General features: G+C 71.7%; 13 protein-coding genes. All 13 read left to right on the top strand.

Features of this window, described 5'->3' with window-relative positions:
- Window positions 1-59 precede the first annotated feature (59 nt).
- The 13 genes from ndk (at window position 60) to IE134_RS11685 (ending at window position 19,835) form a co-directional block, all read left to right on the top strand.
- Window positions 60-473, top strand: a complete 414-nt coding sequence (ndk, locus tag IE134_RS11745) for a nucleoside-diphosphate kinase (RefSeq protein ID WP_006124409.1) — start codon at window positions 60-62, stop codon at window positions 471-473.
- Window positions 474-761: 288 nt separating this feature from the next.
- Window positions 762-1,781 carry a rod shape-determining protein gene (locus IE134_RS11740; RefSeq protein WP_006124407.1) on the top strand — a complete coding sequence of 340 codons (1,020 nt, stop codon included), beginning with the start codon at window positions 762-764 and terminating at the stop codon, window positions 1,779-1,781.
- Window positions 1,782-1,964: 183 nt separating this feature from the next.
- Entirely contained in the window at window positions 1,965-3,023 is a 1,059-nt protein-coding gene (gene mreC / locus IE134_RS11735) for a rod shape-determining protein MreC (RefSeq protein WP_010062957.1), read from the top strand.
- A 5-nt stretch (window positions 3,024-3,028) separates the two neighbouring features.
- Entirely contained in the window at window positions 3,029-3,694 is a 666-nt protein-coding gene (mreD, locus tag IE134_RS11730; RefSeq protein WP_010062956.1) for a rod shape-determining protein MreD, read from the top strand.
- A 61-nt stretch (window positions 3,695-3,755) separates the two neighbouring features.
- Complete coding sequence (mrdA, locus tag IE134_RS11725; protein WP_030708362.1) at window positions 3,756-5,978, top strand: penicillin-binding protein 2; 2,223 nt, start codon at window positions 3,756-3,758, stop codon at window positions 5,976-5,978.
- The gene (rodA, locus tag IE134_RS11720; RefSeq protein ID WP_010062953.1) at window positions 5,978-7,171 is read left to right on the top strand and encodes a rod shape-determining protein RodA; all 1,194 of its coding nucleotides are present in this window, start codon (window positions 5,978-5,980) and stop codon (window positions 7,169-7,171) included. The genes mrdA and rodA overlap by 1 nt, the downstream gene beginning before the upstream one ends.
- A 30-nt stretch (window positions 7,172-7,201) precedes the next feature.
- On the top strand, window positions 7,202-8,728 hold the full coding sequence (locus tag IE134_RS11715; RefSeq protein WP_189430392.1) for a CYTH and CHAD domain-containing protein: 1,527 nt from the start codon (window positions 7,202-7,204) through the stop codon (window positions 8,726-8,728).
- 52 nt (window positions 8,729-8,780) lie between these two features.
- On the top strand, window positions 8,781-10,709 hold the full coding sequence (locus IE134_RS11710) for a TIGR03960 family B12-binding radical SAM protein (protein WP_097885974.1): 1,929 nt from the start codon (window positions 8,781-8,783) through the stop codon (window positions 10,707-10,709).
- 67 nt (window positions 10,710-10,776) lie between these two features.
- Window positions 10,777-12,012 (top strand): hypothetical protein, encoded by a 1,236-nt coding sequence (locus IE134_RS11705; RefSeq protein ID WP_030708355.1) that lies wholly within the window; start codon window positions 10,777-10,779, stop codon window positions 12,010-12,012.
- Window positions 12,013-12,135: 123 nt separating this feature from the next.
- Complete coding sequence (locus IE134_RS11700; protein WP_006124399.1) at window positions 12,136-12,918, top strand: TIGR03936 family radical SAM-associated protein; 783 nt, start codon at window positions 12,136-12,138, stop codon at window positions 12,916-12,918.
- A 228-nt stretch (window positions 12,919-13,146) separates the two neighbouring features.
- A complete protein-coding gene (locus tag IE134_RS11695; protein WP_189430390.1) occupies window positions 13,147-17,376 on the top strand; it encodes a ribonuclease E/G in 4,230 nt (1,409 codons plus the stop codon).
- Window positions 17,377-17,709: 333 nt separating this feature from the next.
- Entirely contained in the window at window positions 17,710-18,828 is a 1,119-nt protein-coding gene (locus IE134_RS11690; RefSeq protein WP_030708353.1) for a DegT/DnrJ/EryC1/StrS family aminotransferase, read from the top strand.
- On the top strand, window positions 18,825-19,835 hold the full coding sequence (locus tag IE134_RS11685; protein ID WP_098020225.1) for a Gfo/Idh/MocA family protein: 1,011 nt from the start codon (window positions 18,825-18,827) through the stop codon (window positions 19,833-19,835). Before IE134_RS11690 ends, IE134_RS11685 begins: the two co-directional genes overlap by 4 nt.
- Window positions 19,836-19,904 lie beyond the last annotated feature (69 nt).

Here is a 19,904-nt window from a genome sequence, read left to right as displayed (position 1 = left end):
CGTACCCCTGTAATCTCGCCTCACCGCACCCGTATGCCTGGCCTTGCAAGGAGCCGTACATGACTCAGCGCACTCTCGTCCTGCTCAAGCCCGACGCTGTCCGCCGTGGCCTGATCGGCGAGATCGTCGGCCGCATCGAGCGCAAGGCGAACTGGCGGATCACCGCCCTGGAGCTGCGCACGCTGGACCACGAGACGCTGGAGCAGCACTACGGCGAGCACAAGGGCCGCCCGTTCTACGAGCCGCTCATGGAGTTCATGGCGTCCGGCCCCGTCGTCGCCCTGGTGGCCGAAGGCGAGCGGGTCATCGAGGGCGTCCGCGCCCTGGCCGGCCCCACCGACCCGATCGCCGCCGCGCCCGGGTCCATCCGTGGTGACTTCGGCACGATCACCCGGGAGAACCTCATCCACGCCTCGGACTCGGAGGAGTCCGCAGAGCGAGAACTGAAGCTCTTCTTTCCGGGACTTTCCTGACCCGATCGGCCAAACAGCGCTGTAGGCGAGGGGCGACCGAAGTAATTCGGTCGCCCCTCGGCATAGGGTTTGGGATCGCGGGAACGCATCCCTCCGACGTAACGTCACCTTGGGTAGAACGGCCACCCGTTCCGCTCACAAAGGCGAAGGACCCTCGCGCTGTGTCCGTGCATACGGCACTACGATGGAAGCTTCCACGCCCGCAGCGCCAACCTCGCCTACCAGAACAAGCCATCTTCGCTACCTGGGAAGGCCCGACGCATCCTCATGGGGAACAAGGGGAACTCAATGTCGTTCATCGGCCGTGACATGGCTATCGACCTCGGGACTGCCAACACGCTGGTGTACGTCAGGGGGCGCGGCATCGTTCTGAACGAGCCGTCCGTCGTGGCCATCAACACCAACACCGGCGGAATTCTTGCGGTCGGCTCCGAGGCCAAGAAGATGATCGGCCGCACGCCGGGCAACATCGTTGCCGTGCGGCCGCTGAAGGACGGCGTGATCGCCGACTTCGAGATCACCGAGCGGATGCTCCGCTACTTCATCCTCAAGATCCACAAGCGCCGCTATCTGGCCCGTCCCCGTGTCGTCGTCTGCGTGCCCTCCGGTATCACCGGGGTCGAGCGCCGCGCCGTCATCGAGGCGTCCACGCAGGCCGGCGCGCGCCAGGTGCACATCATCGAGGAGCCCATGGCCGCGGCCATCGGCTCCGGGCTGCCGGTCCACGAGGCCACCGGCAACATGGTCGTGGACATCGGCGGCGGCACCACCGAGGTCGCCGTGATCTCGCTCGGCGGAATCGTCACTGCCCAGTCGATCCGGACCGCCGGTGACGAACTGGACAACGCGATCATCCAGCACATCAAGAAGGAGTACTCGCTCCTCCTCGGTGAGCGGACCGCCGAACAGATCAAGATCACCATCGGTTCGGCGTACGACCTGGACAAGGACGAGCACACCGAGATCCGCGGTCGCGACCTGGTCTCCGGCCTCCCCAAGACGGTCGTCATCTCGGCCGCCGAGGTCCGCAAGGCCATCGAGGAACCGGTCAACGCGATCGTCGACGCCGTGAAGACGACGCTCGACAAGTGCCCGCCCGAGCTGTCCGGCGACGTCATGGACCGCGGCATCGTCCTCACCGGCGGCGGCGCGCTGCTGCGCGGTCTCGACGAACGGCTGCGCCACGAGACGGGCATGCCGATCCACATCGCCGAGGACCCGCTGGACTCGGTGGCGCTCGGCTCCGGCAAGTGCGTCGAGGAGTTCGAGGCGCTCCAGCAGGTGCTGGACGCCCAGCCCCGTCGTTAGACGGAGCGTGGATTCCCCGGGACACACCCGATCCGGCGAGCGGACGAACCCGCTCCGGTCGCCGGATCGTTGATATAGATCGTTGCTGTACGCGTACTGGAGCGGGGACACACCCGACCGGTACCCCGTACGGAGACGTATACAGGCACGAATATTCCGACGAGGAAGGCACGGCCGCCGCACGTGAGGGACACACGAGAGAGCCGGCTGCTCCTGGTGCTCTTGATCGCCATCGCATTCGCCCTGATCACGGTGGATATCCGAGGCGGCGAGGGGTCACCGGTCGACGGCGCGCGGCAGGCCGCGGCCACCGTTTTCGGACCGGTCGAGAACGGCGTCGCGGCAGCGGTCGACCCGGTGGGCAACGCCATAGGGGCGGTCAGGGACTCCGGCAACCGGCACGACCGGATCTCCACCCTGGAGAAGGAGAACGCGGCGCTGAAGGCCAAGCTCGGCAGCGACGACCGCACCAACAGCCGGGTCCGTCAGCTCGACGCCATGCTGAAGAACGCGGGCGCCGGACAGTACGGCATCAAGGGTGCCGAGGTCATCGCCATAGGAGCGGCCCAGGGCTTCTCCTGGACGGTCACCATCGACGCCGGGTCCGATGACGGTATCCGCCGCGACATGACCGTCCTCAACGGGGAAGGGCTGGTCGGCCGGGTCACCACCGTCGGCCCGAGCACCGCGACGGTCCTGCTCGCCAACGACCCCGACTTCACCGTCGGCACCCGGATGGAGAAGACCGACGAGCTCGGCTTCGCCACCGGCCAGGGCTCGCGCCCGCTGTCGGTGCAGTTCCTCAACGGCAAGGCCAAGGTGAAGGCCGGCGACCGGCTGGTGACCTTCGGCTCCAGCAAGGACAAGCCCTTCGTGCCCGGCGTCCCGGTCGGCGAGGTCGTCCGCGTCGACCCGTCCGGCGGCGCACTGACCCGCACCGTCTATGTGAAGCCGTACGTCGGGTTCACCAAGCTCGACATCGTCGGCGTCGTCGTCCAGGCCCCCCGCCAGGACCCGCGCGACACGGTCCTGCCCAAACAGCCCGTCAAGACGAAGCCGAAGCCGACCCCCACGGTCACCGTCACGGTCCAGCCCAACGGCGACCTGGTGGACGGCTCCGGCAAGGTCGTCGGCAACATCAACGAGAAGCCGGGCGGCGGCGACGCCGGTGACGCGGCAGGCAACCAGCAGGGCGACGCCCAGCAACCCGACAACGCGGCCGACGGCCAGGAGCAGGGCTGATCCCCATGCGCATCAACCGGACCCTGCTCTCCATCGCCCTGGTCGTGGTCGCCCTGGTCATCCAGGTCTCCGTCCTCGCCCGCCTCCAGCTCCCCGGCGCCGTCCCGGACCTGCTGCTCCTCACCGTCCTCGGACTCGCCTTCGTGTACGGCCCGGTCAGCGGCGCTCTCATCGGCTTCGGCGCGGGCCTCCTCGCGGACCTCGCGCCGCCCGCCGACCACGCCGCCGGACGTTACGCCCTGGTGCTCTGCGTCATCGGCTACCTCGCGGGCATGATCCGCCCGGAGAACGGGCAGCTGAAGTCGGCCTTCGCCCCGATGGCCGCGGTCGTGGCCGCCGCGATCGGCTCGACCCTGCTGTACGCGGGCGTCGGCGCGCTCGTCGGCGACACCGCCGCCCGCCATGTCGGCCTCGGCAGCCTGCTGTTCACGGCAGTGATCTACGACCTGCTGCTGGCGCCCTTCACGGTGCCGCTCATCATGGCGCTGGCCAGACGCACCGAGAACGACCCGCTCGCCGAGGCCTCCTCCGGGGGCAACGACGTCGCCGCCGGCTGGCTCGCCTCGGGCACCGGTCTGCGGATCGGCAACCAGCGCGGCGGCCTGCGGGCCAAGGCCGCCCGCAACCGGGCCTCCCGCGCGGGCAGGATCAAGGGGGTCAAGCGCCTGTGAGGCAGCGTTTCCCGGGGGACGGCCCCCGTACCCCCAGCCGGACCACGACCGGGGGCACCCCGTGAGCAACATTCCCGAGACCGGGCGGACCCAGCGGGTCCAGATCCGGCTCATCGTCATCCAGGTCCTCGTCTTCTCGCTGCTGCTCACCCTCGGCGGCCGCCTCTGGTACCTCCAGATCCGCAACGGCGACGAGTACACCGCCGAAGCCGCGGGCAACGGGGTGCAGCAGGTCGTCCAGCCCGCCGTGCGCGGCTCGATCCTCGACGCCCGCGGCGTACCGCTCGCCGACAACGAGACCCGTCTCGTCGTCTCCGCCAGCCGCACCGACCTGCTGAAGATGAAGGACGACGGTGTCGGCGTCCTCACCCGTCTCGCCGACGTCCTCGACATGAAGGTCCAGGACGTCCGGGACAAGGTCCGCCTCTGCGACTCCAAGACCCCCCAGCCCTGCTGGAACGGCTCGCCCTACCAGCCGATCCCGGTCACCGACGAGGCCACCACCCAGCAGGCCCTCCAGATCCGTGAGCGCGCCGAGGACTTCCCCGGCATCACCGCCGAACCCACCGCCGTACGCCGCTACGCCGCCCCCGGCAAGGCGCGGACCGCACAGGTGCTCGGCTATCTGTCACCCGTCACCGACGACGAGATCCAGAAGGCGCAGGACGGCCCGTCGCCCTACCTGCGCTCCGACCAGGTCGGCCGGTCCGGGATCGAGCGCACCTACGACAAGGAGCTGCGCGGCAAGGCGGGCGTCACCCGCTACGAGGTCGACAACCTCGGCCGCGTCATGGGCGAGGCGGAGAACGACCCGGCGGTGGCCGGTTCCACCCTCGTCACCAGCCTCGACGCCCGCGTCCAGGCGGTCGCCGAGTACGAGCTCGCCCAGGCGATGAAGACCGTCCGCGGCGAGACCGACAAGATCACCGGCCGGAAGTACGAGGCCGACTCCGGCGCCGTCGTCGTCATGGAGTCGAAGACCGGCCGCATCGTGTCGATGGCCTCCCAGCCCGACTACGACCCCAACGACTGGGTCGGCGGCATCTCCGGCAAGCAGTACGCCAAGCTCACCAGCAAGAAGTCCAACTACCCGCTGCTCAACCGGGGCATCCAGGGCCAGGCCCCGGCCGGCTCGATCTTCAAGGTGGTCTCGGCCAGCGCCGCCGTGCGCGGCGGCCACGCCTTCAACGACCGCTACGAGTGCAGCAGCTCCTACAGCCTGGGCAACCAGACCTTCGCGAACTTCGAGTCCCAGGGCCACGGGCCCATCACCCTCGGGGACGCGCTCAAGTACTCCTGCAACACCGTCTTCTACCGCCTCGGCCACGAGGAGTGGGTGAAGGACGGCGGCATAAAGCCCAAGAAGGACGCCAAGAACTGGTTCTACACGACCGCCCGTGACTTCGGGCTCGGCTCCGAGACCGGCATCGACCTGCCCAACGAGGTCAAGGGCCGCATCCCGGACCGCCAGTGGAAGCAGGACTTCTGGGAGGCCAACAAGGACGCCTGGTGCAAGGAGGGCAAGAAGGGCGGCACCTACGTCCAGCAGATCGCGTACGAGAGCTGCCTCGAAGGCAACCAGCTCAAGGCCTACGACAGCATCAACTACTCGATCGGCCAGGGCGACGTCCTCGTCACTCCCATCCAGATGGCCACCGCCTACGCCGCCATCAGCAACGGCGGCACCCTCCACGAGCCCACCGTCGGCAAGGCCGTGATCAGCCCCGACGGCAAGAGCGTCCAGGAGATCAAGCCCAAGGTCAGCGGGAAGCTCCCGGTCAACGCCCAGACCATCAAGGACCTCGACAAGGGGCTGCGTTCGGTGGTCGAGCCGGGCGGCACCGCCGCCTGGCGGTTCGGCGGCTGGCCGCAGGACAAGATCCCGATGCGCGCCAAGACCGGCACCGCCCAGGTGTACGGCAAGCAGACCACCGGCTGGTTCGCGACCTACACCGACGACTACACCATCGTCATGACGATCTCCCAGGGCGGCACCGGCTCCGGCTCCGCCGGGCCCGCCGTCCGCAAGATCTACGACGCGCTCTACGGCCTGGACTCCGCCGGCAACCAGGACAAGAAGAGGGCCCTGCTGCCCGAGCCCCAGAAGGCGCTGCCGAAGGTCCAGCCCGACGGCTCGATCCCCGCGCCGAAGGTCAAGCCCTACGACCCGACCCCGGTCACGCCCGAGGAGCAGCCGGGGGGACAGGAACCCCAGTTGCCCCTGCCGCCCGGAGGCCAGCCCGGACTCACCGGATCGCCCGCGTCCACGGGGAGGCAGCCGTAATGGCAGGTGGATTCTCCGTCTCCCGGTACACCCCCGACCAGGGCTCCTGGGCCAAGCTGACGGCCCGCGACTCCCTCGTGCGGCGGCTGGACTGGCCGCTGCTCGGGGCCGCGCTCGCGCTCTCGTTCCTCGGCTCGCTCCTCGTGTGGTCCGCGACCCGCAACCGCGACCACCTCACCCAGGGCGACCCGTACTTCTTCCTCCTGCGGCACGCCCTCAACACCGGCATCGGTCTCGCCCTGATGATCGGCACGATCTGGCTCGGCCACCGCACCCTGCGCGGGGCCGTGCCGATCCTCTACGGCATCTCGGTGCTGCTGGTCCTCGCGGTCCTCACCCCGCTCGGCACCACGGTCAACGGCGCGCACGCCTGGATCAAGCTGCCCGCGGGCTTCTCGATCCAGCCCTCCGAGTTCACCAAGATCACCATCATTCTCGTGATGGCGATGCTGCTGGCCGCCCGCGTCGACGCGGGCGACCAGGCCCACCCCGACCACCGCACCGTCGCCAAGGCGCTGGGCCTCGCGGCGGTCCCGATGGCCATCGTCATGCTGATGCCGGACCTCGGCTCGGTGATGGTCATGGCCGTCATCGTCCTCGGCGTCCTGCTGGCCTCCGGCGCCTCCAACCGCTGGGTCTTCGGCCTCATCGGCGCGGGCGCGGGCGGGGCCGTCGCCATCTGGCAGCTCGGCCTGCTCGACGACTACCAGATCGCCCGGTTCGCCGCCTTCGCCAACCCCGCGCTCGACCCGGCCGGCGTCGGCTACAACACCAACCAGGCCCGCATCGCGATCGGCTCCGGCGGACTCACCGGCACCGGACTCTTCGAAGGCACCCAGACCACCGGTCAGTTCGTGCCCGAGCAGCAGACCGACTTCGTCTTCACCGTGGCCGGCGAGGAGCTGGGCTTCCTCGGCGCGGGACTGATCATCGTGCTCCTGGGCGTCGTCCTGTGGCGCGCCTGCCGGATCGCCCGCGAGACCACCGAGCTGTACGGCACGGTCGTCGCCGCCGGGATCATCGCCTGGTTCGCCTTCCAGTCCTTCGAGAACATCGGCATGACGCTCGGCATCATGCCGGTCGCCGGACTGCCGCTGCCCTTCGTCTCCTACGGAGGATCCTCGATGTTCGCCGTCTGGGTGGCGGTCGGTCTGCTCCAGTCCATCAGGGTGCAACGGCCGATGTCCGCCTGAACCCGGACGGTCGCGGGTAGGTGTCCTTACATGGCGGACACCAAACGCGAGATCGAGCGGAAGTACGAAGCCACCGAAGACACCCGGCTGCCCGACCTGACGCGGGCGGCCGGGGTCGGCCGGGTCGCCCCGCGCGGCCGGACCGAGCTCGACGCCGTCTACTGGGACACCGCCGACCTCCGCCTGGCGGCCGACTCCCTCACCCTGCGCCGCAGGACCGGCGGGGACGACGAGGGCTGGCACGTGAAATTCCCCGTCGCGCTCGGCGTCCGGGACGAGATCCACGAACCGCTCTCCGACACCCTGCCGCCCTCGCTGGCCGCTCTCCTGCGCTCCCGGGTCCGTAACGCGGAGATCGCCCCCGTCGTCCGGCTGCTCTCCTCGCGGGACGTCCACCACCTGCTGTCCGACGACGGCACGCTCCTCGCCGAGGTCAGCGTCGACACGGTGCTCGCGGAGCGGCTCGCGGGGGAGGGGAGCGGCACCAGCGCCGCCTGGACCGAGATCGAGGTCGAGCTGGCCGACGACGGCGACCCGGCTGTCCTGGACGCCGTGGAGAAGCGGCTCCGCAAGGCCGGGGTGCGCCCCGCGGCATCCTCCTCGAAGCTCGCCAGGGCGCTGGCGGAGACGACCCCCCGACGGGACGGCGACGAGCAGGAGGAGGACGCGCCGCGGACGGCGGGCGACCACGTCCTCGCCTACGTACGCAAGCAGATCGCCACGATCGTCCGCCTCGACCCCGCCGTCCGCCGCGACCTGCCCGACTCGGTGCACAAGATGCGCGTCGCCACCCGCCGGCTGCGCAGCACCTTCAAGACCCACCGCAAGATCCTCGACCGCGAGGTCACCGACCCCCTCGGCGCGGAGCTCAAGTGGCTGGCCGCCGAACTGGGCCTCGACCGCGACCAGGAAGTCCTGGACGAGCGCATCGGCTCCCGCGTCGAGGCCCTGCCCGCCACCCTGGCCCTCGGCCCGGTGCGCGGCCGGCTCCGCGCCTGGTCGGCCGCCCGCCGCACCGGATCGCGCCGCAGGATCATCGACGTACTCGACGGGCAGCGGTATCTCGACCTCCTGGAGGCCCTCGACACCCTGAGCGCCGAACCGCCCCTGCGCCCGGCCGCCGGAAAGGCACCGGGCAAGGCCCTGCCCCGGGCCGTCCTCAAGGACTACGAGAAGCTCGCGCGCCGCATGGACCACGCCCTGGAGCACCCGCCGGGCCCCGAGCGGGACACCGCGATGCACGAGGCCCGCAAGGCCGCCAAGCGCGCCCGGTACGCGGGCGAGTCGGCCCGCCCCGCGCTCGGAAAGCCCGCCAAGCGGTTCGCGAAGCGGGTGAAGGCCGTGCAGACCGTCCTCGGCGACCACCAGGACAGCGTCGTCGCCCGCGAGGCCCTGCGCGTGCTCGCGATCGAGGCGCACGCGGCGGGGGAGACCGCGTTCACCTGGGGACTTCTGTACGGGCAGGAGGAGGCGGCCGCCGAGGCCCGGGAGCGTGAGCTGCCCGAGGTCTGGGCCCGCGCCTCGGACCCCGTTCTGCGGGCGGATCTGAAGCACTGAGACGCGGGGTACGCTGGATGGTCACCCCTGCCGGCTCACGAAGGTTCGCGAGATGTCTGCCGCATCGGTCTTCCCACAGCTCGAAGCTCTGCTCCCGCATGTGCAGAAGCCCATCCAGTACGTCGGCGGTGAGCTGAACTCCACCGTCAAGGACTGGGACAGCTGTGACGTCCGCTGGACCCTGATGTACCCCGACGCCTACGAGGTCGGGCTCCCCAACCAGGGCGTCATGATCCTCTACGAGGTACTGAACGAGCGCGAGGGCGTCCTCGCCGAGCGCACGTACAGCGTCTGGCCGGACCTCGAAGAGCTGATGCGCGAGCACGACGTGCCCCAGTTCACCGTGGACAGCCACCGCCCCGTCGGCGCGTTCGACGTCTTCGGGCTCAGCTTCTCCACCGAGCTCGGCTACACCAACATGCTCACCGCCCTGGACCTGGCGGGCATCCCGCTGGAGTCCAAGGACCGCACGGTGGACCACCCGATCGTCCTCGCGGGCGGCCACGCGGCCTTCAACCCCGAGCCGATCGCGGACTTCATCGACTGCGCGGTCGTCGGCGACGGCGAGCAGGCCGTCCTGGAGATCACCGAGATCATCCGCGCCTGGAAGGCCGAGGGCCGCCCCGGCGGCCGCGACGAGGTGCTCTTCCGGCTCTCGAAGACCGGCGGCGTCTACGTCCCGCGCTTCTACGACGTCGAGTACCTCCCCGACGGCCGCATCGGCCGCGTCGTGCCCAACCGGTCCGGTGTGCCGTGGCGGGTCTCCAAGCACACGGTGATGGACCTCGACGAGTGGCCCTACCCCAAGCAGCCCCTCGTCCCGCTCGCGGAGACCGTGCACGAGCGGATGTCCGTCGAGATCTTCCGCGGCTGCACCCGCGGCTGCCGTTTCTGCCAGGCCGGCATGATCACGCGCCCCGTGCGGGAGCGAAGCATCACCGGCATCGGCGAAATGGTCGACAAGGGTCTCAAGGCGACCGGCTTCGAGGAGGTCGGCCTCCTCTCGCTCTCCTCCGCCGACCACAGCGAGATCGGCGACATCGCCAAGGGCCTCGCCGACCGCTACACCGAGGACAAGATCGGCCTCTCGCTGCCCTCCACCCGCGTCGACGCGTTCAACGTGGACCTGGCCAACGAGCTGACCCGCAACGGGCGCCGCTCCGGCCTCACCTTCGCCCCCGAGGGCGGCTCCGAGCGCATGCGCAAGGTCATCAACAAGATGGTCTCGGAGGAGGACCTGATCCGTACGGTCGCCACCGCGTACGGCAACGGCTGGCGTCAGGTGAAGCTGTACTTCATGTGCGGCCTGCCCACCGAGACCGACGAGGACGTCCTCCAGATCGGCGACATGGCGGTCAACGTCATCGCCAAGGGCCGCGAGGTCTCCGGCCAGAACGACATCCGCTGCACCGTCTCCATCGGCGGGTTCGTGCCCAAGCCGCACACCCCCTTCCAGTGGGCCCCGCAGCTCAGCGCCGAGGACACCGACGCCCGGCTGAAGAAGCTCCGCGACAAGATCCGGGGCGACAAGAAGTACGGCCGCTCCATCGGCTTCCGCTACCACGACGGCAAGCCCGGCATCGTCGAGGGCCTCCTCTCGCGCGGCGACCGCCGCGTCGGCTCCGTCATCCGCGCGGTCTACGAGTCCGGCGGCCGCTTCGACGGCTGGCGCGAGCACTTCAGCTACGACCTCTGGATGAACTGCGCCGAGAAGACGCTCCCCGAGTTCGGTGTCGACGTCGACTGGTACACCACCCGCGAGCGCACCTACGAGGAGGTCCTGCCCTGGGACCACCTCGACTCCGGCCTGGACAAGGACTGGCTCTGGGAGGACTGGCAGGACGCCCTCGACGAGACCGAGGTCGAGGACTGCCGCTGGACCCCCTGCTTCGACTGCGGCGTCTGCCCGCAGCTCGACCTGGACATCCAGATCGGCCCGACGGGCAAGAAGCTGCTCCCGCTGAGCGTGGTCAACAAGTAGCAGCTCCGTGACACACCGCAGGCCCGGTCCGGCAACCCCGGACCGGGCCTGACGCGTCCTTGACGGCATGGACTACGGCAAGCACCAGGCACCCCAGGGGTACGAGCCCGGCGAAGGGATCCTGACCACCCTGATCAGGATCCCGGTCCGGATCGTCGTCCTGGTGCTCGTCCTGCCCGCCCGCATGGTCTGGGACGCGCTCACCGCGCTCTGGCACGCCGCCGACCGCGTCCTGCTGCGCCCGCTCGGCCGGGCCCTCCTGTGGCTGCTCGACACGCTCGTCCTGACCCCGCTGGCCTGGCTGTACACCTGGGTCCTCACCCCCCTCGGCAAGGCCGCAGCCTGGCTGGCCGTCGCCGTGCTCATCTGGCCCTGGATCGGCCTGTGGCGGTACGTGATCGTCCCCGTCGCCCGGTACGGGATCGCGGTTCCGGCGGTGTGGCTGTACGCCCACGTCCTCACCCCGCTGGGCCACGGCCTGCGCTGGATCGGCACCGCCCTGCTCCTCCCCGCGCTGCACGGCCTCGGCAACGGCATCGGGTGGCTGATCACCGTGCTGCTGATCCTGCCGCTGCAGTTCCTCTGGCGGTACGTGGCCGTCCCGGTGGTGCGGTACGGCCTGGTCGTCCCGGTGGTGTGGCTGTACGAAGCCGTCCTCACGCCGGCCGGCCGCGGCACGGCCTGGGTCCTGAGCACGCTCTGGCAGGGCACCGCCTGGACCCTGGGCATGCTCTGGCAGGGCACCGCCTGGGTTCTGGCACAGCTCTGGCGGGGGATCGCGGCCACCGGACGCGGTCTCGGCCTGGCCGTTGCCTGGCTGGTGATGACGCTGCTGGTCGCGCCCCTCGTCTGGACGTACCGCCACATCCTCACCCCGGTCGGCCGGGAGATCGCCGCCGCGTTCGGGGTCGCCTGGCGGATCGCCGGGTACATCTCCCGGGCCGTCGGCCGGGCCCTCGCCACGATCGCCTGGTACCTGATCGGCGCACCGTTCTCCTGGGCGTACCGCACGGTGTGCACCCCCGTCGGCCACTTCCTGCGCGACGCGGTCTGGGCCCCGGCCCGGCGCGCCGCCGCCGAAGCGGGCCGGGCCGCCCGAGCGGCCCTGGCCACCGCCCGGGAAACCGTGCGGCAGGCGCGCCGCGACGCCTGGCGGGCCCTCGTCGGCGCCCCGGGCGGCGCACGGTCCGGGGAACCGCGAGGGATCCCTGCGCGTACTCTGGGTAGTACAACGACTGTCCCCAGCGCGGCGCAGGCGTCCGAGACCCCTCTGGGCGGCGATCCATTCGCCAAACAGGGGTGAGCCGGAGCGGCACCCCGGGGACCACCCGTATTTCGTGGGCGGCGCGCCACCGCGCCCGCCCCGCACCGAGGAGAAGAACCACTGGGCAAGCGACAGCCCGAAGGCCCGCCGCCCGCACCGGCAGTGCAGCGCATCCGTCTGCGCTACACCAAGCGCGGCCGCCTCCGGTTCACCAGCCACCGAGACTTCCAGCGGGCCTTCGAGCGGGCACTGCGCCGCTCCGAGGTGCCGATGGCGTATTCGGCGGGCTTCACGCCCCACCCCAAGGTCTCCTACGCCAATGCCGCACCCACCGGCACGGGCAGCGAGGCGGAGTTCCTGGAGATCGCCCTCACCGAGGCGCGGGACCCCGAGGTCCTGCGCGGACTGCTCGACGCGTCCATGCCGGCCGGCCTCGACATCGTCGACGCGGTCGAGGCCCGCACCTCGGGCCTGGCCGAACGGCTCACCGCCTCCGTCTGGGAGATGCGCCTGGACGGCGTCGACCCCGAGGACGTCCGCACCGCCGTGGCCGCGTTCAACGACGCCGAGACCGTCGAGGTCCAGCGCAAGGCCAAGAACGGCATCCGGACGTTCGACGCCCGCGCCGCCGTCGCCGACCTGCGGGTCGTCGACGCTCCGGCCGATAGGCCGGGTGAGCGGCCCTGTGCGATACTGCGCCTGGTTGTTCGGCACGTGACACCTGCCGTGCGACCCGACGACGTCCTGTCCGGTCTCCGAGCTGTGGCCGACCTGGCGCCGCCCGTCCCCGCCGCGGTGACGAGGCTGGCGCAGGGGCTCTTCGACGAGGAGTCCGGCACGGTGACCGACCCGCTCGCGCCCGACCGCGAGGCCGCCCCGACCGCACATCCCGCGGTCGCCGGGGCAGCCGTCGCGACGGCGCCGGAAGGTGCAGGTTCCGCGTAAGGCGGTCGTTGTAGCGCAGCCCTGTGACCCGGGAGCCACCTGGGTCGGGCCGCGCACTGACCCACAAGACTTTCGCCAGGCCGTACGCACACCGCATACGGAACCGGCGAGCCAGACATCAGTTCCCGTGCGGCGCCCGCGCCCCGGACGGCGGTATCGCACCACTGCGGACCGAGCCGGACCGGAATCAGACGCGGCGCCCGGGAGCACGACGGGAGAACCGCCCGCATGCCTCAGCCGAACGAACCCGGCACGACCGGGAACAACGAAGAGAACACCCCCGGGGACAAGCTGCCGCCGCGCCGCAGGCGCCGCGCCGCCTCCCGCCCCGCCGGCCCGCCCGGCAGCCCCGTGAGCGCAGCCGAGGACGTCACGCCGGCCATACCGGCCGCCGAGTCCGCCGCCCCGGCCGCAGACGACACGCCCGGCGATTCGGTCGCCGAGACCACCCCGCCCGCCCGTACGCGCCGCCGCGCCGTCCGCAAGGCCGCCGCGCCCGCGGGTGCGCCGGTGGAGGCGGAGACCGCCGAGCCCGCTCCGGTCGCCGAGACCCCCGCCCAGCCCGCCGCCGACGAGGAGCCCGCCGCACCGGCGCCGCGCACCCGCCGTCGCGCGGTCCGCAAGGCGACGTCCCCGGCCGGCGCCCCGCAGGCCGCCGAGGCCCCCGCGCCGGTCGTCGAGACCCCGGCCGAGCCCGCTCCGGAACCCGCAGCCGAGGAAGAGACCGAGGTCGCCGTGGAGAACCCCGACGAGGCCCCGGCGCCCCGCCGCCGTCGCGCCTCCCGCAAGGCCACATCGCCCGCCGGCGCCCCGCAGGCCGCCGAGGCCGCCGTGGTCGTCGAGCCCGCCGCCGCTGCTTCCGCTGTCGCTGAGCCCGTCCCGGCCGCCGAGCCCGCGACCGAGCCCGCTGCCGCGGAGCCCGCCGCCCCGCGTGGCCGTGCCCGCCGCCGCGCCTCCGCCCCGGCCGGTGCGCCGCAGTCCGCCGCGCCCGCCGCCGAGCCGGTGACCGAGCCGGCGGTCGCCGAGCCCGCCGCCCCCGCCGCCGAGGCCACGGAGGAGGCGCCTGCCCCGCGCACCCGCCGCCGCGCGTCCCGTAAGGCGTCCGCGCCCGCCGGTGCGCCGCAGGTCACCGAGACCGAGACCGCCGAGAGCGTCGAGGAGCCCGTCGAGACCGGCGAGAGCCTGCCCGCCGCTGTCGCCGAGGAACTCGCCGCCGAGGCCGACGAGGTCGAGGAGGCCGCCCCGCGCGGACGCCAGCGGCGCCGCGCCACCGCCGCCGGCCGCCCCGAGTTCACCGCCAAGACCGAGGAGCCGACCCGCAAGGGCCGCCGCGCGACGCGCCCCGCCGTCGCCGTCTTCCAGGCCCCGGTCTTCGCCGAGCCGATGTTCCAGACCCCCGAGACCGCTGCGGCCGCCGCCGCCGCGGCCGGTTCCACCTCGGCGTACGACGAGGTGGACGAGGCCGAGGAGCAGCAGACCGCCGAGGCCGAGCAGAGCACCGCGCCCGCCGAGGCCGCGCCGCAGGGCGGTTCGCGCCGCCGTCGCCGCCGCCGTGGCGAGGCCGAGGCGACCGAGCAGGCCGCCGAGCCCGCCGCCCAGGACCGGGCGCCCGCCGAGCAGACCGCCGACGAGGCCCCCGAGGCCGAGGCGGACGAGTTCGAGGGCGAGGACACCGACGAGTACGGCGACCGTCCCTCGCGCCGTCGCCGCCGTGGTGGCCGTCGCCGCCGTCGTGGCGAGGCCAACGACGCGGACGACGAGCAGACCACCGAGGACGCGCCCGCCCGTGCCGAGGAGTCCCGCTCCGAGGACGAGCAGGACGGCGGCCGCGGCCAGGCCCAGGAGGCCGCCGAGGAGAGCGACGAGGACGACGACTCCTCGGCCTCCGGTTCGAGCAGCAGCTCCCGTCGTCGCCGCCGTCGCCGTCGCCGCAGCGGTGACGCCGCCGCCGACACCGACAACGGTTCCGACGACCCGGAGCGTACGGTCGTCAAGGTCCGCGAGCCGCGCAAGAAGGAGGAGCGCGAGCCCGGCACTGGCTTCGACGAGGTCCAGTCCATCAAGGGCTCGACCCGGATGGAGGCCAAGAAGCAGCGCCGCCGCGAGGGCCGCGAGCAGGGCCGCCGCCGGGTCCCGATCATCACCGAGGCGGAGTTCCTCGCCCGCCGCGAGGCCGTCGAGCGCGTGATGGTCGTCCGCCAGAACGGCGAGCGCACCCAGATCGGCGTCCTCGAGGACAACGTGCTCGTCGAGCACTACGTCAACAAGGAGCAGGCCACCAGCTACGTCGGCAACGTCTACCTGGGCAAGGTCCAGAACGTGCTGCCGTCCATGGAGGCCGCCTTCGTCGACATCGGCAAGGGCCGCAACGCCGTCCTGTACGCCGGTGAGGTCAACTTCGAGGCGCTCGGCATGGCCCACGGGCCGCGCCGCATCGAGACCGCGCTCAAGTCCGGCCAATCGGTCCTGGTCCAGGTGACCAAGGACCCGATCGGCCACAAGGGCGCCCGTCTCACCAGCCAGGTCTCGCTGCCCGGCCGCTACCTGGTCTACGTGCCCGAGGGCTCGATGACCGGGATCAGCCGCAAGCTGCCCGACACCGAGCGCTCCCGCCTCAAGACCATCCTCAAGAAGATCGTCCCCGAGGACGCGGGCGTCATCGTGCGCACCGCCGCCGAGGGCGCGAGCGAGGACGAGCTGCGCCGTGACGTCGAGCGGCTCCAGCAGCAGTGGGAGGACATCCAGAAGAAGGCGAAGGGCACCAGCGGCTCCAACGCGCCGACGCTGCTCTACGGCGAGCCGGACATGACCGTCCGGGTCGTCCGCGACATCTTCAACGAGGACTTCTCCAAGGTCATCGTCAGCGGCGACGACGCGTGGGAGACCATCCACGGGTACGTCTCGCACGTCGCGCCCGACCTCACCGAGCGGCTCTCCCGCTGGACCTCCGAGGTCGACGTCTTCGCGACGTACCGCATCGACGAGCAGCTGATGAAGGCGCTGGACCGCAAGGTCTACCTGCCCAGCGGCGGTTCGCTGGTGATCGACAAGACCGAGGCGATGATCGTCGTCGACGTCAACACCGGCAAGTTCACCGGCCAGGGCGGCAACCTGGAGGAGACCGTCACCAGGAACAACCTGGAGGCGGCCGAGGAGATCGTGCGCCAGCTGCGGCTGCGCGACCTCGGCGGCATCGTCGTCGTCGACTTCATCGACATGGTCCTGGAGTCCAACCGGGACCTCGTGCTGCGACGCCTCCTGGAGTGCCTGGGCCGCGACCGCACCAAGCACCAGGTCGCCGAGGTCACCTCGCTGGGCCTGGTCCAGATGACCCGCAAGCGGGTGGGCCAGGGTCTGCTGGAGTCCTTCTCCGAGACCTGCGTCCACTGCAACGGGCGCGGTGTCATCGTCCACATGGAGCAGCCGACGTCCAGCGGCGGCGGTGGTGGCGGCAAGAAGTCCAAGAAGCGCGGCCGCGGCGGCGCGGGCCAGGACCACGAGCACGACCACGCCGACGACCACGCGTCCGCCGAGCCCGTGGAGACGGAGACCGAGGCCGAGCTGGCCGCCGAGGTCGCCGCCCCCGTGGCCGTGGAGCCCGCGGTCAGGGAGGACGACGAGTTCTACGGCAGCCCCGCCGAGGCCGAGGCGGCCGCCTCGCGCCGTGGCCGCCGCCGGGCCTCCCGCAAGGCGTCGGCCCCGGTCGGCGCCCCGAAGGCCGAGGCGCCCGCCCCGGTCGTGGAGGCGCCCGTTGCCGAGGCGCCGGTCGCGGAGGTTACGGAGGTCGCGGAGACCCCCGAGGCCGCCCAGGCCCCCGAGGCTCCGGCCGAGGCCGCGCCCCCGGGCCGTACGCGCCGTCGGGCCACCCGTAAGGCCACCGCCCCGGCGGGTTCGCCGAAGCAGGCCGAAGCGGCGGAGCCGGTGCAGCCGGCCGAGCCGAGCACGGACCCGGTCGCGGTCGAGGACCCGGTCGTCGAGGCGCCCGCCGCCGAGACCCCGGCCCCGGCGGAGCAGGCCCCCGTGGCCGAGGCCCCCGAGGCCGCGCCGCCGCGTGCCCGCCGCCGTGTGACCCGTAAGGTCACCGCTCCGGCCGGCTCGCCCACCGGGTCGGACGACGCGGAGATCGTCGTGGTCGCCTCGGCGCCCGAGACGAAGGCGCCCGAGACGAAGGCGCCCGAGGAATCCGCGGAGTCCGGAGCAACGGACGCCGGAACGGCTGATTCCGAGGCGGCGGAGCCGGCCCCGGCGAAGAAGACGGCCCGCAAGGCCGCCGCCAAGAAGGCCCCGGCGAAGAAGGCGGCGGCCAAGAAGACCGCTGCGAAGAAGACCGCCGCGAAGAAGACGACGGCGAAGACGGCCGCGAAGAAGGCGACGAAGAAGACCGTCGCCGCCGAGCAGTCGTCGCCGTCCGTGACGGTCAACGCGCCCTCGGCGGAGGGCGAGTCGTCGGCGAGCTGATGGATCCGTAACCGGTTGTTCACATCAGGTGTCCCGTTCCGAGCACGTCGGGGCGGGACACCTGCTTTGTTTCAGAACTGATGCAAGCACCGGTTAACGAGCCCGAAATGGGTCGAGAAATCCCTGATAATGTGACGACGGTTGCCATACTTGTGCGGTTTCTTGGCGGAACTCACGGGCGGTGACAAGGCCCGGCGGCGATGCCGGCCGGGCCGGATTCCTCGGCAGGGCGTCGGCATTGTGCCGGTGGGGTTACGCGCGACCTCGTAAGGCGTCCCGCACCTCAAGGCTCTGCCTGGTAACGAGCTCTTGCGGTGTTCAAGGAGGACGTTCATGTCGAGCATCAACGAGCAGCCGATTCCTGCTGCCCGCCCCGTCATCGGGGAAGACGAGATCGAGGCTGCGGTACGCGTACTGCGCAGCGGTCGCGTCGTGCAGGGCCCGGAGGTCGCGGCCTTCGAGGAAGGCTTCTCGCGGCTGGTCGACGACCGGCACTGCGTCGCCGTCAACTCGGGCACCTCGGCTCTGCACCTGCTGCTGCTGGCCCTGGGCATCGGCCCCGGCGACGAGGTGATCGTCCCCTCCTTCTCCTTCGCGGCCTCCGCCAACGCCGTCCGTCTGGTCGGCGCCGACGTGGTGTTCGCCGACATCGAGCCCGGCAGCTTCGGCCTCGACCCGGCCGCCGTCGAAGCCGCGATCACGCCGCGCACCGCCGCGATCATGCCGGTGCACCTCTACGGTCACCCCGCCGCGATGGACAAGCTCATGCCCATCGCCGAGAAGCACGGGCTCGCCGTCGTCGAGGACGCCTGCCAGGCCCACGCGGCGGCGCTGAACGGCACCCCGGTCGGCGCGTTCGGCGCGGGCGGTACCTTCAGCTTCTACCCGACCAAGAACATGCACTCCCTCGAAGGCGGCATGGTCTCCACGGCCGACGCCGAGCTGGCCCGCACCCTGCGCCTGCTGCGCAACCAGGGCATGGAGCAGCGCTACGCCAACGAGATCGTCGGCGCCAACATGCGGATGACCGACGTCTCCGCCGCCGTCGGCCGCGTACAGCTCGGCAAGCTGGAGGGCTGGACCGAGCAGCGCCGCGCCAACGCCGCGTACCTCGACGCCCACATCACCGCCCCGGCCGTCACCACGCCGCCGGTCGCCGAGGGCGCGCGGCACATCTACCACCAGTACACCGTGCGCATCCAGGGCGACCGGGACGCCGCGATGGCGAAGCTCACCGAGGCGGGCGTCGGCAACGCGGTCTACTACCCGACGCCGATCCACCGCCTGAAGCCCTACTGGGAGCCGGACCAGAAGGCGGGCCGCACCTGGGACCTGCCCGAGACCGAGAAGGCCGCCGCCGAGGTCGTCTCGCTGCCCGTCCACCCCTCGCTCACCCAGGGCGACCTGGAGCGCATCGTCACCGCCGTGAACGACCTCGGGGAGAACCTGTGACCGCCGTACTCAAGGCCGGGCTCGTCGGCCTCGGCTCCATGGGCCGCCACCACGCCCGCGTCCTCGCGAGCCTGGAGGGCGTCGAACTGGTCGGCGTCGTCGACCCGATGGGCGACAAGAACGGCTGGGCCCAGGGCGCCCCCGTCCTGTCGACCGTCGAGGAGCTCATCGCCCTCGGCATCGACTACGCCGTCGTGGCCTGCCCGACCGCGCTGCACGAGGAGGTCGGCCTCCAGCTCGCCGACGCCGGTGTCGGCGCCCTGATCGAGAAGCCGCTCGCCGACTCCGTCGAGGGCGCCCGCCGCCTCGTCGACGCCTTCGAGTCGCGCGGCCTGGTCGCCGGCGTCGGCCACATCGAACGCTGCAACCCCGCCCTGCTCTCGCTCCGCGCCCGCCTGGAGGCCGGCGAGCTGGGCGACGTCTACCAGGTCGTCACCCGCCGCCAGGGCCCCTTCCCGCACCGGATCGCCGACGTCGGCGTGGTCAAGGACCTGGCCACCCACGACATCGACCTGACGGGCTGGGTCACCGGCCAGACGTACACGTCGATCGCGGCGCACACCGTCTCCAAGTCGGGCCGCCCGCACGAGGACATGGTCTCCGCGGTGGGCCAGCTGTCCGACGGCACGATGGTCAACCACCTGGTCAACTGGCTGAGCCCGCTCAAGGAACGATTCACCTCGGTCACCGGCGAGCGCGGCTGCTTCATCGCCGACACCCTCACCGCCGACCTCACGTTCCACTCGAACGCCGCCGTCGCCACCGAGTGGGAGGCGCTGCGCGCGTTCCGCGGGGTCGCCGAGGGCGACATGATCCGTTACGCCATCCCCAAGCGCGAGCCGTTGCTTGTCGAGCACGAGCTGTTCCGCGACGCTGTGCAGGGCAAGCCCGCAGACATCTGCACCTTGCGCCAGGGGCTTCGTACGGTCGAGGTGGCCGCCGCGGTCATCGAGTCGGCGACCCGGGGCACCACGGTTCGTCCCCAAGCCACCAGCACCACAACCTGAGACTCGGCACGACAGGCCGGTTGCCCGGCGACACGGCGTGCCGCTGATGTTCCGGGCAGGCGGGCCCGA

The organism is Streptomyces rubiginosohelvolus (assembly GCF_014649875.1).
Taxonomy (GTDB): domain Bacteria; phylum Actinomycetota; class Actinomycetes; order Streptomycetales; family Streptomycetaceae; genus Streptomyces; species Streptomyces rubiginosohelvolus.
The sequence above is the reverse complement of the archived record's forward strand: the minus strand, read 5'-3'. Positions and strand labels throughout refer to the sequence as shown.

Excerpts from the sequence above, each read along its gene's own strand:
- ndk (WP_006124409.1), top strand. The coding sequence starts at position 60 with ATGACTCAGCGCACTCTCGTCCTGCTCAAGCCCGACGCTGTCCGCCGT.
- IE134_RS11740 (WP_006124407.1), top strand. The coding sequence starts at position 762 with ATGTCGTTCATCGGCCGTGACATGGCTATCGACCTCGGGACTGCCAAC.
- mreD (WP_010062956.1), top strand. The coding sequence starts at position 3,029 with ATGCGCATCAACCGGACCCTGCTCTCCATCGCCCTGGTCGTGGTCGCC.
- rodA (WP_010062953.1), top strand. The coding sequence starts at position 5,978 with ATGGCAGGTGGATTCTCCGTCTCCCGGTACACCCCCGACCAGGGCTCC.
- IE134_RS11715 (WP_189430392.1), top strand. The coding sequence starts at position 7,202 with ATGGCGGACACCAAACGCGAGATCGAGCGGAAGTACGAAGCCACCGAA.
- IE134_RS11710 (WP_097885974.1), top strand. The coding sequence starts at position 8,781 with ATGTCTGCCGCATCGGTCTTCCCACAGCTCGAAGCTCTGCTCCCGCAT.
- IE134_RS11705 (WP_030708355.1), top strand. The coding sequence starts at position 10,777 with ATGGACTACGGCAAGCACCAGGCACCCCAGGGGTACGAGCCCGGCGAA.
- IE134_RS11695 (WP_189430390.1), top strand. The coding sequence starts at position 13,147 with ATGCCTCAGCCGAACGAACCCGGCACGACCGGGAACAACGAAGAGAAC.
- IE134_RS11690 (WP_030708353.1), top strand. The coding sequence starts at position 17,710 with ATGTCGAGCATCAACGAGCAGCCGATTCCTGCTGCCCGCCCCGTCATC.